This window comes from Clostridium ljungdahlii DSM 13528, assembly GCF_000143685.1.
Lineage (GTDB): Bacteria > Bacillota > Clostridia > Clostridiales > Clostridiaceae > Clostridium_B > Clostridium_B ljungdahlii.
In genome coordinates this window covers 344,934-359,179 of sequence record NC_014328.1, presented here as the reverse complement: position 1 = coordinate 359,179, position 14,246 = coordinate 344,934, and the positions used below count along the sequence as shown (strand labels likewise).

11 protein-coding genes are annotated in these 14,246 nt (G+C 36.0%); all 11 read right to left on the bottom strand.

Features of this window, described 5'->3' with window-relative positions; all coding sequences use genetic code 11:
- Window positions 1-76: 76 nt before the first annotated feature.
- The 11 genes from CLJU_RS01670 to CLJU_RS01620 all read right to left on the bottom strand — a co-directional run bounded on the left by CLJU_RS01670 (window position 77) and on the right by CLJU_RS01620 (window position 14,246).
- The gene (locus CLJU_RS01670; protein ID WP_013237024.1) at window positions 77-2,440 is read right to left on the bottom strand and encodes a virulence-associated E family protein; all 2,364 of its coding nucleotides are present in this window, start codon (window positions 2,438-2,440) and stop codon (window positions 77-79) included.
- On the bottom strand, window positions 2,437-2,871 hold the full coding sequence (locus tag CLJU_RS01665; RefSeq protein WP_013237023.1) for a DUF7768 domain-containing protein: 435 nt from the start codon (window positions 2,869-2,871) through the stop codon (window positions 2,437-2,439). The genes CLJU_RS01670 and CLJU_RS01665 overlap by 4 nt, the downstream gene beginning before the upstream one ends.
- 1 nt (window position 2,872) lies before the next feature.
- Window positions 2,873-3,646 (bottom strand): phage repressor protein/antirepressor Ant, encoded by a 774-nt coding sequence (locus CLJU_RS01660; RefSeq protein ID WP_013237022.1) that lies wholly within the window; start codon window positions 3,644-3,646, stop codon window positions 2,873-2,875.
- Between the two features lie 115 nt (window positions 3,647-3,761).
- A complete protein-coding gene (locus tag CLJU_RS01655; RefSeq protein ID WP_013237021.1) occupies window positions 3,762-5,711 on the bottom strand; it encodes a DNA polymerase in 1,950 nt (649 codons plus the stop codon).
- A gap of 77 nt (window positions 5,712-5,788) precedes the next feature.
- Window positions 5,789-6,337: a DUF2815 family protein gene (locus CLJU_RS01650; RefSeq protein ID WP_013237020.1), complete on the bottom strand. Its 549-nt coding sequence runs from the start codon at window positions 6,335-6,337 to the stop codon at window positions 5,789-5,791.
- Window positions 6,315-7,478, bottom strand: coding sequence for a DUF2800 domain-containing protein (locus CLJU_RS01645; RefSeq protein WP_013237019.1), 1,164 nt, complete (start codon window positions 7,476-7,478; stop codon window positions 6,315-6,317). The genes CLJU_RS01650 and CLJU_RS01645 overlap by 23 nt, the downstream gene beginning before the upstream one ends.
- Entirely contained in the window at window positions 7,471-7,812 is a 342-nt protein-coding gene (locus CLJU_RS01640) for a hypothetical protein (protein ID WP_041705000.1), read from the bottom strand. Before CLJU_RS01640 ends, CLJU_RS01645 begins: the two co-directional genes overlap by 8 nt.
- On the bottom strand, window positions 7,805-8,011 hold the full coding sequence (locus tag CLJU_RS01635; protein ID WP_013237017.1) for a hypothetical protein: 207 nt from the start codon (window positions 8,009-8,011) through the stop codon (window positions 7,805-7,807). Before CLJU_RS01635 ends, CLJU_RS01640 begins: the two co-directional genes overlap by 8 nt.
- A 115-nt stretch (window positions 8,012-8,126) precedes the next feature.
- Entirely contained in the window at window positions 8,127-8,615 is a 489-nt protein-coding gene (locus CLJU_RS01630; RefSeq protein ID WP_013237016.1) for a sigma-70 family RNA polymerase sigma factor, read from the bottom strand.
- A gap of 409 nt (window positions 8,616-9,024) precedes the next feature.
- Entirely contained in the window at window positions 9,025-12,981 is a 3,957-nt protein-coding gene (locus CLJU_RS01625; protein WP_013237015.1) for a type I restriction endonuclease subunit R, read from the bottom strand.
- A gap of 11 nt (window positions 12,982-12,992) precedes the next feature.
- Entirely contained in the window at window positions 12,993-14,246 is a 1,254-nt protein-coding gene (locus tag CLJU_RS01620) for a restriction endonuclease subunit S (RefSeq protein ID WP_013237014.1), read from the bottom strand.

The window sequence follows — 14,246 nt, the reverse complement described above, 5'->3', positions numbered from 1 at the left end:
CCAAATAACTTATTTTCTTTAATTCACTAGCTTTTTTAAGTGAACCAATTTAGAAACAGAGTTTAGTACAACCATACTAACGTTCCTTTACTCTGGAATAAGCACGTTGCTTTCCATAGATAGGGAAATTGCTTGTTCCGTTTTTGTTTCCACAGTACTTGCTCCAATCACTGATTTTTCTCATAATGGCTCCAATAGTATAAGAATCTGCTGTTTTCATAGAAGATGCATCTTTGCCAAAACACTCACACCAAATTTCCATGTTGCAGACAAGGTTTCGTTTTATAGTACCTACACGGGTGCCACCACCAAATTCGCTGCCTCCAAGGAAATTTCTACGTTCATATAAAGACATTGTGCCCCAATCCTCTGGCAAAAGAATATCAAGATAAGTACGCACCAAGCCTTCACGCTCGTCAGTTTCCATGGCATCAGCTTGTTCACCACTGGCAAGAATAGCATCATCGCCTTCTAGGTAGAGTTTTTCACCTTGTTTATACAGAAAAATAGCCTCTGCCAAAATCTGCTGCACTTCTTCAGTAGTAATTTGCCATGATTTTTTAGTAGAATTGCCACTGATACGAACTGGCCAAAATCTTCGGTTGCCTGAAATATCTCGTAAAAATCCATTCTCTGCATTAGTAGAACCAACAATAATGCACTGTCTTGGGTGGTTTTCTACATTTACTCCATAGCTTGCCCTATATTTATCATCTACTCTTGAAATAAAAGATTTAACAATTTCAACATCTGTCTTACGCATTCCAGCAAGTTCACCAAGCTCAAGCATCCAATATCCCTGCAACTTTTCTGGGCCTGCCTTATCTTTCATATCTGTAATGGTTAAGCTATCTGAAAACCATTCTCCAGCCAATTTTGCAAAAAATGTAGATTTACCTATACCTTGTGGCCCATTTAATATAAGTACACTATCAAATTTTGTTCCCGGTTGATATATGCGTGCAACTGCCGCCACCATTGTTTTTCTAATCACTGCTTTTGTATATGTGCTGTCGGCTGCACCAAAATAATCTATCAGAAGATTTTCTACACGTGCCACACCATCCCATTTAGGCAAATTATCAAGATACTCCTTGATAGGATGATAAGCTCTTTCCGCAGCAACTGCCAACACAGCATCTTTTGTTTTAGTAGGAGCATAAATTCCATATTTACTACTTAGATACACCTTTAAAGATGAGTTATCTGAATCATTCCAACCGTACTTAATTTGCTTCCAAGGTAAACCACCTTTGGCATCTATACCATCACGATGGCAGTTAAAAGCAAGTGACTTTAACCCGTCATCATTACGCAAAATCAGCACAATATTATCAAGAGTGCCCTTTACTTTACCTTGCTTATCAAGTTCTAGAGCAGTCTGCCAATCATCCTCTGAAAATTCCTCTTCCGCCTGTGCTTGTCTTTCTTTTGCAAATTCTGCTTTTACTTCAGTATCCTTAGTTGCAAAATCACACATTGCCATATAAGACGGTAGTTTACTTGCAACTGTATTTACAGCCGACTTATCATCGAGAGAACCAAATTTATGGATACGTACAAGGTCAAATGCATTTAGAAGCAAACCACTTGCCGGATCTGTAGCATGATGGCTATACGCAAATTTATTATCATAAATAATTACACCTGCACAGCTATCAGCAGGAATATAATCATAGCGGCCTTCAATTGTAGATAGTGCATAAACATCATTTAAGAATTTTTCAATTACATCACGAATTGAATAAGTACGGCAGAACGTTCCTATAACACCTTCCTTTAAAAGAGGATCTGCTTGTTCTTTTAAACTTCTTTTAATAATTTCAGATTGACGTGAAGATACTGGCCAAGTAGTGGTATCTTGCCAATTATCATATTTGGCAAGATATAAATCTGGATCAAGTAATGCTCCATCATTTTCTTTATATACAAATACACCATTTGAAGATGTGGAAGGCCAGTACATAAGACGTTCTGCCTCATAGGTTGTATCATCAAAAAGGTCAATGCCTATTTCTTTTGCCACCATACGAGCAACAGCTGCATACTCTTCTTCACTAATTTCACGAGCAAGAGGAATGATTAAACGAAGTCTTGGATTTTCAGATGTATGTTTATGGGTTGAATACATACAGCATTTAAAATCAAAAAGCATTATAATTTGATCCCATATATCTGCTGTTGCATAATCCATATCTAATGTTAAAATAGAACGGCAAAGTACATGATTTTTCTTACGTCTCCCCTCTTTTAAATGCCCTCCAACAAAACCACCTACATCTTTAATATCATCTTGTTGTCCTCTTTTTAGTTTGCGGTATTCTTCTATGGTTTCTGTTGTTTTTTGCGTGGTCTTTACACGGGAGCAAAAATTCTTCCATGAAATATCTGTGTTTTTCCACTTTTTATCCATACGGCTATTACCAACTGCAATTTTCATAAACTTCCTACCTCCTGCAACTTCTCATTGAAATATCTAATTAACTGTCTGCGTTTCTTTGCCTTTTCTATTTCCTGTGCCATTCCATTTGATATGGTATTTCCAAATACCCATAGTTCATTACATTTGCCAAGTAAAACCATATTCATGAACATAGCTAATTCCCTCTCCTGTGGAATGTCGTCATTCATAAACTGAGGAAAAAGCAAATGTGGAGCAAGTGGGATACAATTCATCTCCAATGCAAACCTACAGAAAGTACGTGCCTTTTTTACATTAATTTCAATATTTCCTAAATACGGAGAGCAAATATATACAAGGGGCTTAAAAACAGAGTTTTTTTCTGTCTTTAAACCTTTGATAACATTTGTAATTGCAACATAAGGAGTTGGGTCATAATAGCCTTCGGAATTAAATTTATTAACCCCCATACTATTTACCCTCCATTAAGTATTTGTTAATAAAGTACTGCTGACCTTTTCCTGTAACCTTTGTTGTTTTTGAAATTGTTACATGCCCATCAGAGTGTGTAATTGCTGTTTCTTTAACTTTAAATAAACCTAATTCCATAGCCATTTGCGTTGGAGCATTATAATCTGTTCCTTTACGTTTTATAAGGTATCCTTCTTGACGTAAGCGTTCAAACAAACGGTTTTGTCCAATATCAAGGCCATTACCTTTAAGAATTTTAGCAAGTTCCCCTATAAGCATTGTTCCATCTGATACCGATACTGCATCAGCAAAGACAACCTTAGGCTTATCCTCTGTTGCTTGTACTTTTAGGCACTCTTTTTCTTCTCTTTCAGCCTTAAGTGCAGTCAATAGCTTTATCCATGAATCTGGATCATTCATAATTTCTTCCATCTTTTGTGTCGTAATATATGCCCCATGCTTACGAATCGTAGGAAGAACTTCATCAAAAACCCATCCTTCGAAACGGTCTGCAGCAGGTAATTTGCTGTGAGTTATAAGACGATATAGATTTCCTTCATCTATAAACTTAGCTTGCTGAGTTCTACCAATATTGTCGATGACTGAACGAAACGTTACCCCATCTTCACGGCAGTGATCTTTAATTGCTTTTTGTGGATTTGTGTAACCTAGTGATGATGCAATATCAGTCCCACAAAATATTATCTTCCCATTTTCTTCAATGGTTCTAACTGTACCAAACTCTGGATTTTTAAAAATTTGTATTTCGCTCATACGAATACCTCCATTAAATTTATTGAGGAAATATTCCTCTGCCTATAAGCGAAAAACTAAACATAATCGAACCCCTAAATATTAAAAATTTTTTATTCTTCTTATTCCTTGTTCCCTATTCCTTTTTATAAAATTCACATTCATAGCCATCAGCATTAAGAATCAGTCCTTTTGCCCATGCTGGTGTTTCACTCATAATCCTACATATTTCTTCTACAGAAGATACTTTATTTGGTGCTTCTATTACCACCTCATCATGAACGTGCATTACAATTTGAAATTCATGGGTAGCTAATTTAAGCATTGCTTCTGCTAAAATATCACGGCTAATTGCCTGAACAATATTCTCTACAAACTTAGGACCATAGCTTTCTATTCGTTCCCATTTTTTCGTACCACCAACGCCTTCATAGGTAACAGACTCGCCACCAAATCTGTTCTCTCCAATAAGAGGTTTCACATATGCAAGCCTTCTTCCACTTGGCAGCTTAATAAAGAGAATTCCGCTTTGATAAAAAATTCCGATACCATATATCTCAATTGGTTGTTTTGTTTTTACTACAGTTTTTACTGCACGGTCTATCCTCCACCAAAGAGAAGTTATATTAGGATTAGAATTTCTCCACGCATCTACGATAGGTTTTAACTCATCTTCAACAAGTCCCATTTGAATTGCTCCCATCGCTTTAAGTGCCCCTACTGAGCCGCCATAGCCTAAGGCTAATTCTGCTATTTTACCTTTCTGCCTTAAATGCCCGTTAATACCGTTTTTCTTAACAGGAACATTAAACATCTGTGATGCTGAAGCACAATAGATATCTCCACCACCTGCAAATACATCAATTCTCCATCTCTCACCAGCAAGCCATGCAATAACACGAGCCTCAATTGCTGAAAAATCTGCTACAATAAACCTACTCCCATACCTTGGTATAAAAGCTGTTCTAATTAGTTCTGATAGCACACTTGGAATGCTGTCATAAAGTAAATCTAAAGCTGTAAAGTTTCCAGATTTCACTAAAGAACGAGCCTGCTTTAAATCCGGAAGATGGTTTTGCGGCAGGTTCTGCACCTGGATGAGCCTACCTGAATAGCGCCCTGTTCTATTTGCACCATAAAACTGAATTAAACCTCTGGCTCTGCTGTCACTACAAACCACATTTTCCATTGATGTATATTTCTTTACGCTGCTTTTTGCAAGCTGCTGTCTAATTGAAAGCGCCTCATGTATTTCTCCATCTGAATCTTGAAGTAACTCCGAAACTACTGCCTTGGAAAGAGAATCTGTTTTCATACCTTGCTTAAGAAGCCAATCCTTTAATTGTGCAGGAGAATTAGGGTTTTCAAGACCTGTTAACTCCTTTGCTTTTTTAATATTTTCTGCTTTGAATTTTTCATCGCAGGAAATTGCCTGTCTTACAAAATCCATATCAAGATTAATACCACCGTCATTGATTATCTGGTCTAAGTGGTAATTCTGCCATTCGGTTTTGGATACAGGAAATTTAGATAATTTATTTTGTATCGCCATTTCTGTTTCCACATCACGCTTGTTATAGAAGGTGAACATTTTCCATTTTTCTATGTCATGGTGTGGTAGATTCCGAGTACGTCCACCATTTGATTTAGTTGGAGAACATGGAATACAAAAATATTTAATTAGATTTTTACCTTGTGATAATTTTTGTTTTTTAAAACCCAATACCGCTCCAACACCCTCAAGAGATAATGGAAGTCCTAAAGTTGCCGCCCAAATCATAGTGCACTGCCATGACTTAGGAGAAAGATAAGTACCTGCTTTCATACCAAGCCACTTTGATAAGCAGATTCTTTCAAATTGTGCGTTGAATGCCCATTTAATAACAGAATCATCAGTAAGAGCATTTATAATTTCAATTGGAATTTTCTCACCTCTAGCAAGGTCAATCACCTTCACCTCTCCTCCATCTACTGAATATCCAAACAGAAGAATATCAAAATCCTCGCTCTCGGCATAGCGATAAACACCGGACTTCTGAAGATTAACACTGGAAAAGGTCTCAATGTCTATTGAAATAAATTTCATACAAATACCATCCTTTCAAAAGCAAACAAGGTGGCAGAAGAATGTCCTCCACCACCTCGTCTTTATATTTACTTTTCTTATGCTAAAAAATCATCATCTTCCACAGTTGTAAAATCATCAGCTGCATTTGTTCTTCCACCTAAAGGCTCACCATCTTTAATCTTTTGGATGTTGCCAAGTCCACAAGCAACACCCTTATTTCCATTACTGTTAAAAGCATAGAAATTTAAAGACACTCTTGCGTAGCATCCGCTATATACTTCATTACGATCAAGTATAGGCTTTACTGCCTTATCTACAATTTGAGGTGCTGTTATGCTATTGGCATTTACAAAATAATGTCCTTTGTATGCCTCATCATCACGCTCAGCATCACCATCTCTTAAAGGCAGTTTAATAGCTGCTTTATTTGGTTTTTTACCACCAAACTTTGAAATTCCTTCTTCAATTGCTGCATCTATTGCTGCATTAATAGCGTTTATAGTTTCCTTATCTGACTTTGGGATAAGTACTGATACACTGTATTTTTCAGCACTTCCATTAATTGATACCGGCTCCCAACCATGGAAATAGCTCAAACGAGTGTTTACCCCTGTAATAACCTTAGTTTTGTTTTGATTTATCATAATCTTCATCCTCCATAATTTCATTAAATTCGTTATTTGCATTTGATGTATCCATAGCCGTTCTTTTATCTGTAATTGGAACCAGTGTCGGCTTTCCCGGTGGTTTATAGATAAGGCAACCTAAGATTTTCTCAAATTGTTTCTTACCCATAAGTTTCTGCATTTCAGTAATGGTGATAAGTCTCTGATGGTAGATATCTTTATAACCATTTGTCTTAGCTGCATCTGCCACAGCATCTTCATCTTTATACTTGCGATTAGATCGACCTTCTACTACTTTAAATCCACTCCACTGTTTACCATGGTTGATGGCGGCATCTGTGGCATATGCCATAATTTCATTTGCCCACTTAGTTAGGTCAGGTATCTTATGAATAATTTCTTCTATCTCCATATCCGTTAAAAGTGGTGGAAGCATAAATTCGGCCCTTGCAAGTTCTAATTTTGCCTCCGCTCTTGCACGACATTTTACTGATGCTTTACAAAAAGTACACCATTCTCCTGGTAGGTATTCTCCCTCACCATTTATAGCCATCTGAGCTTTTGGCTTTAATTCATTTTCTGCCCAATCCTTTAATTCTTCCACTGAAATTGTCCATGTACTAATATTTTCCCTGCGTGGTTGAAATATGGTCATGGATACTTCCTTGATATCATAAAGACTATCAAAAATTTCTAAAGCACCTAGTGCATACAGTTTCATCTGTGGATTGTCTACTGCATCTACCAAAACTCCCATGCCATATTTAAAGTCAATAATATGGAGTTCCTCATCAGCAATAATAATGCAATCTCCTGTTCCAAAGCCCTGTGGCACATAACAAGAGAAATCTAGCCGTTGTTCTATAAGTACCAATGGATCTTTACAATTTTGTTTTGCTATTTCCAACTGCTCAATTACAAAATCTACATAGGCATCGCTGTGTTCTTCCATTTCATCAGTATCATAACTTGATACTGGTCTTTTGCTCCTCATCCTAAGTGCTTTACGAAGTTTATGCTCACAAAGAGCATGGGCGGCAGTACCTTCAGCAGCTGCTGTGCTTTCTTTATCTTCAAATTCAAGTTCCAGTCTTGCCGATGGCAGGCAGTTGAGCCACCTATGTGATCCTGATGCAGAAAGTATCGCATGACTACCCATCTATAAGTCCCTCCGCATCTTTCAAAATATCAGCATAATGCTTAGGATCAACCTCACTTAGCTTTGCCGCACCGTATTTCTGAATAATTTCACGCACCTTGGCAGTCATGCCGGCTTGACTCTTTTCTGCAAGAACAGCCCTTACATCCTCAAGCTTAATTTTCTTATTAACTGACTTTGCTGTTTTCTTTGGCTCTGACCCTTTAACTGAAGTAGGCTTCTTATCTGCATCTTTAGGTTCACTTTCTACCATTGCATCACAAACAGCCTGTATGCTATCTGCCAAGGATCGCATATCTGAAACCACATCAAGTAGTAACTTTATTTTACTCACGGATTTCACCTCCTTTAAGTTCACGGATTTCCACAGTTTCAACCGAATCCCCAGGTGTAAGCACAAGTACATTCACTTTTTCACCGAAAAGAAAATTCAATAATCTTTTGCGGATTTGCTTTGTACCACTGTCAATAACAGGAGTTGAATTCCCACTTGGATGTGAAATATTGATACATACTTTATGTTTTAAACTCATAGCTTTTGCTCCTTTCTGAGGGGTTTTATTTACCCCTCTGTCCATATGCAAAAAACTTTAGGGAATCGAACCCCCTTTTTTGAAACTTTATTTAGGGGGATTCGTGCCCCTATTTTTAGATTTTTTTGCGAAGTTTCTCATAAATCTTTTTTAGCCGATTTCTAATAGCTGCTTCTGTAACACCTTCTTCATCAGCAATACTTACATTAGTGCGTTTTTCAAAGAATACTTTTTTTATAAGCTCTTTCTGCTGTGGCTTTAAAGTTCCAATTGCAGCTCTTAGCCTGCCTATCTTTTCTTTATGCTCTGTTTCCTCAATGGATTGAATAATACTTTCCAGTGGATCAGAAGCAGTATCAACTAAATATGGATTGCGATCAGCTGCAACATCTTCGTTTTCATTACAATAAGCATCCATGTATACTGGAACATGGTATCTTTCGCGTTTATCAGCATTAAATTCTGCATCATCCCAGCTATGTAAAGTGACAATGATAGTAGTTGTAGCTTCATCCTCATTAGGTTTAATTTTTATTGCCTGTCCATCAGCTGAATAATAAATGTAATTGGTTCTGTTCTTTTTGCTGGTTTTAAAGTTTCTCATAAAGTTTCCTGCCTTTCTGCCTGGTTCTTGCAGAAGGACAAGAGAAACAAATAGAGTCGGTGCCTTTTGAAGTACACCGACCCATCGCCTGAAAAATAGCATAAGGAAATAAGGGTACTTCTATTGCACCCATCACGCTGTAGCTGTGATGGACCAATATTTGTATCCCATGCCCTTATAGCTAATCAGGCCTGTGATATTGATTTTTACTATAAATTCATTTTATACTTTCTAGCTTTTTTGCCCGTTGAATAAAGTTCAACATCCAAAAAGCCTTAATAACGCACATATTTAATTCTGCATTTAAAAATTCTCCAAATTAGTGAGAGATTTCGTTGAACAAAGTTCAACAAAAAATTTTTTTGAGCAAAAAAATAGACCAGACGTTAATCTGGTCTAAATCTAAACATTATTTAATTTTCTTTGGTCTATGAAGCAAATACTCATAATTCTGTTCTTTCAACTCCTCATAGACATCCTCATAATCGGTTGCCCATTTCAGATGTAGAACGGAATCATATATTCCATTTTCTTCACCTTTTTTTCCAGGTAAATCGAAGTTCAAAGATAACTCAGCGAGTTGTAGCATCTTATTACTAACACGGAAAGGAATCTGTATACCCAAACAAGCTGAAATAACATTAATTTTTGTAAGGTTGTTTCCTTTTTCCATGTTACTAATAGTTCTATTATCTAAGCCTGTAGTATCCCTCAACAATCTAACAGAATAGTTGCAAATATTTTTGCTCATCAGCTTAGTGAGTGCATCACCAAAGTCAAGCCCATTTATAGCTACCAACATTTCATGTGATATTTCGTTCACAAGTCCATATTGTGTAAGTAAATCTTCATTTATTTCATCATAGTAATTGAAAGATTTGCTCGCCATAGCTGCGGGTAATGTTATATAATGCAATTTTCCGGTTTCATTATCAATTATAAATTGAAGGAAACATTCTTCTTCATGTTCCTTTGCATAATTTGTAAGGAACATTCTTCCATTCTGATTACGCTGAATATATTTATTATCGTAGATGCATAGCTTGTTTTCTACATAAGCGAAACAATCTGTTTCTAACATACAAGCTAATGCCTTACTTTCCGAATACCAATTATTCAGTGTTGCACTTTTTACAGAAGATACGATAGATTTTCCTTTCATTTTTTCTTCTGTCAAAACAACCCCAACACTAGCATTATATTCGCTTTCATTTTTCTCTCTTATAACTTCACTATATTCAACATTAGAATAAGGATCCTCGCCACCACTCAAAAGAAAATTTCTCAAATATTGCTCTATGTACATAGCGAGCCTTGATTCTTGGTAGTTGTCCTGTTCTACCAAAATAAAGAATGTCCTTGCTTTTTGGTTATCTACCGTAGCTTTTAATTCATCAAATTTCCCATGAGCCTCTATTGTTTCTTTTGTGACTTTTCTTTGTAGCATTTCACGAAGAAGTTTTTCATAGCAACCAAGTCTATTTACAACTCTCTTAATTCTGTCATTCTCTGCTTTTTTCATCATTTGTGAGATATAATTTCTAAACGATTTACCAGGTATAACATGAATATTTCCTGCTTGAATATCACGGATAAAAATAATTGCATATTTCTGTTCTTCTTGTGATAACATAGAGAATGACTTATGAAGTTCTTTTAATGTCTTATCCAAAGATTCTGCATCATATTCACTTTCTATCAACTTAAGAAACTTTTCAAATCGAGAGTTCATATAGTCTGCATCAATTTTTTCTGTATCATATTCCGTAATATGTGTGTCGATTTCGTATGGAACATCTCCACTGCGTCCACCACCACCGCCTTTAGCTAATTCCATATATCTAGCAAGAAGAATGAGGTATGTCATTTCATCTAAGTGCATTACGATACTTGTACCGTTTTCATCGGAATATGTTTTTTGACTCCAAATAAATCCTTGTATTGTTGCTGCTTCTAAATGTGTAGAAAACTGTTTAAATTGCTTTGCAAATTTAGCTTTTACCGAAGACTCATCTGGTAATCTTTCAAAATTGCTAATGCTTGCATTTTTAAATAAAATCTGTATTTCATCAAATAAAGAATTCATTTGTCGCAGATTGTTTGGCAATTTATCTACAAACAAGCCTGTCGGGATATCTCCTGAATATGCCTTTACTGCAGCTTCTATGTTTTTCTCCATAGTATTAGGATGTCTATAATACTTAATGATGCCAAATGGTTTATCCGCAACATTGAACAAACGATTAGTTCTTGAAAATGCCTGAATTAAATTCTCATACTCCATTACCTTATCTAAATATAATGTGTTAACCCATTTAGAATCGAATCCCGTAAGCATCTGATTCACAACAATAAGTATATCAATTTGTTCATCTGGGGTAATACGCTCGTAAGGTTTTTTGTGAGCCAATCTTAAGCTAACATCTTTTCTGAATTTATCATATGACTTAATAGTAAAAGACTGTGAAAATTTGGCCTTATAGTCTTCAAGTATTTCAACAATTCCATCCTCTTTTTCTAAAGAGCCACCACCTTCATTATCAATGCTTGGGTCAAACATTGCTGTAATAGACAAATTAGGCATTTCTGCTTTCATTAGTCGATAGTAGACAACGGCCTCTGGAATATTGCTTGTAGCAAATATCGCATGGAACTTTCTTCCTCGACTATAAATAGTCCATTTTTTCTTAATATCCGCTATTACGCCATTGCGGTATTCAGCTGTTTGATATTGCTCATTTGGTATGAAATCTTCAATACCTGCAACCCATTTTCCATCAACTTGTTCTCCATACATTTTTACCTGTGATGAATCCATGTACTTATAGAACATTTTCTCCTTTTTAGGGTCACCCATAACTTCTTCCACTGTAGCAGCCTTAGCTTTATGTAGAGCTACCGCTTGTCTAAGGTCAGAGTCATCATAGATTTTGACCATGTAAGGGTCAAAACCTAAAACATTTTTATCTCTGATACCATCTGCCAAGGTGTAACGATGTATTTCATCTCCAAAAATTGTTGGTGTTGTGCTATCCTTCTTAATATTTACATCTTGGATAGGTGTACCCGTAAACCCAAAAATTATTGAATGCTTAAATGTATTCTTAATATTGGTTAACATTTCACCAAAAGTGGAACGATGACATTCATCAATAATAATTGCAATTCGCTTAGATTGGATTATCTTTAAATCAGCTTCGTTTAGTTCCTGCGCCTCTTCAGAAATATTGCTTAACTTTTGAATTGAAGTTACAATTAGAGTATTATCTAAATCATCACTCTTAAGCTTTGAAATCAGTATATTAGTATTCTCAGTAGCTTGCACCGATTCGCTTTCATTTGCAAAGGACCTATATTCCTTTAATGATTGTATCCCTAATTCCTTTCTATCTACCAAAAAGATGACTTTATCGGCATCGTGTGAACTTGCAATAAGCTGTGCAGATTTAAAACTAGTCATCGTTTTTCCTGATCCGGTTGTATGCCATACGTGACCGCCTAATTGGTTGTTATCCTTCCAATTCTTTTTTGCCACCTTATCAGCTATACCAATTGCTGCATAGTACTGATAACTTCTCATTACTTTCAGCACGCCTTCATCAGTATCAGCAATGGTATAAAACCCAATAATCATATGGGCCATAGGAATATTTAACAGCTTGGAAATCACTTCATCCCATTTGTTGATTGGCTGATTATTAAAATTAGCCCAATGGAAATAAAATGCTTTATTGAACTTTACTCCTTCTCCAGGATTTGCAAAATACACAGTCTCTTCTGGCTGCATAGCAACAAAAACTTGTATTAATGAGAATAATCCTCTAAAAACACCTTCATGAGAATACTTCTCTATCTGATTATATGCTTCGCTTACCGGTATCCCACTTTTCTTTAATTCAATATGAATAACCGGCATACCATTTATCAAAAGCATCAAATCTCCACGCCTATTATTTAGGATTGGAGATTTGGTAGGGAAATGAGGCTGTTGCACTATTTGATATCGACTTTCGCCATATGCGATTTCTTGTCGGTCATATATTTTTAAACTAACCTCTTTACCAAAATGCTCTTTATCATCTGGGTTGTCTCGTTTAATAGACACACTTTTTCCGTTTATAAAGCCATTTAATTTGATAGGGGATTGCAGCAGTTTAATCTGCTCCATAATCTGCTGCATTTCTCCATCTGTCAATGGACATTCATTCAAACGGTCTCGTTGACGGTTATTGTTAAACAAAATGTTAGCCCAATTTTTTATCAAATCTTTTTCTGAAGGGTGTCGAATTACTTCTGACTCCCAACCACATTCTATCAAGGCTTTTATGACAGCCTCTTCAAAATCTGTTTCTTTATCAAAATACAATCTCAGCCCCCCTAAACAAACATTTTTTCCGTACAAGAAAACCTTATATTTCTTAATTTTTCGAGTTTACGCTGATGAAGAGTGATCAGGTTGTCGAGACCAGTGAAGTATTCAGCAATATATTTTTGTTCTTGAATATCATTTGGAATCAAAATCTCAATTTCACTCAATGCCTGATATTTCAAATTCCAGTTATCAGATGTTATTCCTTGTGAATTAACTTGGAATGTATGAATCATATCAGGGCGTTTAAATAAATATGAAATACATTTTGAGTCAATTCCATTATTTGGGGCAAGTACTGTATATGCAGGACTAACTATACCTTCGTATGGGGAGTATCCACTTGCACCTTGCCACATTCTCATAGAGTTATAGGCTATGTCTCCAACACACACCTTCTTATACTTAGATTTATCATCGTTAGAAGTATCATGTCTTCCAAGTTCTGAAAATTTCTTTATTCCATCATTTATAGTAACAGAAATCAATTCCCCATCAGGCATACTTTCAGACCTTTCTGAAAAGCAGTCTCCCAACTTACGAAATTTCCAATCATCAGTAAAACCACCAAATCGAATTTCAGGCACATTGCTACCGCTACCATCTATAGGGAACATTTTTTCCAACATAGACTTTTTAACAATAATTAGCTTATCATACTTTCGCTGATGAAGAGTGATAAGGCTATCCAGGTTTTGAAAAAACTGCCCAATTTTTAGTTGTTCCTTTTCTGAATCTGGGTAAATTATTTCCGTGTTCTGTAGTGCCGACTTTGAAATAGATGAAATTTTTGTACCCTGTATCAGTGGTAATAACTGATCATGATAAGCGCTTGAATTCATATAATATCCAAGGTAACCAGTCTCAAATGTCTTGATAGGTCTACAAGGTATCGTATGCAATCCAGAGACAATACTTATACAACCTATTCCTTTGATTTCACTGCATTTCCCGACAGTTTCATCTTCTGCAGCATCAGCTATTACGATATCTCCATTCCGCAATAATGAAGTGCTACTGGTATTAAATTCATTATTAGAGATGAACGGAATTTCTGTTTTTTCTACATCCAAAACTTCTCCAAACTTTATTAGGACATCCCCATAATGAACGTTTTTTACCGAGCCTTGCTCATAGTTTAAATCTGTTCTTGAAAGTGAATTGTTCTGTAAATAAATAAAGATTCCTGAGAACTTGCGCTGCTCCCAAGCATCAGTAAAGCCTTTAAATCTGATTTCGGGTTTTTTCTTTTTTTCAGCCAT

Bases quoted from the DNA above. Each gene is read 5' to 3' on its own strand.
- CLJU_RS01670 (WP_013237024.1), bottom strand. From the start codon at position 2,440: ATGAAAATTGCAGTTGGTAATAGCCGTATGGATAAAAAGTGGAAAAAC.
- CLJU_RS01665 (WP_013237023.1), bottom strand. From the start codon at position 2,871: ATGGGGGTTAATAAATTTAATTCCGAAGGCTATTATGACCCAACTCCT.
- CLJU_RS01660 (WP_013237022.1), bottom strand. From the start codon at position 3,646: ATGAGCGAAATACAAATTTTTAAAAATCCAGAGTTTGGTACAGTTAGA.
- CLJU_RS01655 (WP_013237021.1), bottom strand. From the start codon at position 5,711: ATGAAATTTATTTCAATAGACATTGAGACCTTTTCCAGTGTTAATCTT.
- CLJU_RS01650 (WP_013237020.1), bottom strand. From the start codon at position 6,337: ATGATAAATCAAAACAAAACTAAGGTTATTACAGGGGTAAACACTCGT.
- CLJU_RS01645 (WP_013237019.1), bottom strand. From the start codon at position 7,478: ATGGGTAGTCATGCGATACTTTCTGCATCAGGATCACATAGGTGGCTC.
- CLJU_RS01635 (WP_013237017.1), bottom strand. From the start codon at position 8,011: ATGAGTTTAAAACATAAAGTATGTATCAATATTTCACATCCAAGTGGG.
- CLJU_RS01630 (WP_013237016.1), bottom strand. From the start codon at position 8,615: ATGAGAAACTTTAAAACCAGCAAAAAGAACAGAACCAATTACATTTAT.
- CLJU_RS01620 (WP_013237014.1), bottom strand. From the start codon at position 14,246: ATGGCTGAAAAAAAGAAAAAACCCGAAATCAGATTTAAAGGCTTTACT.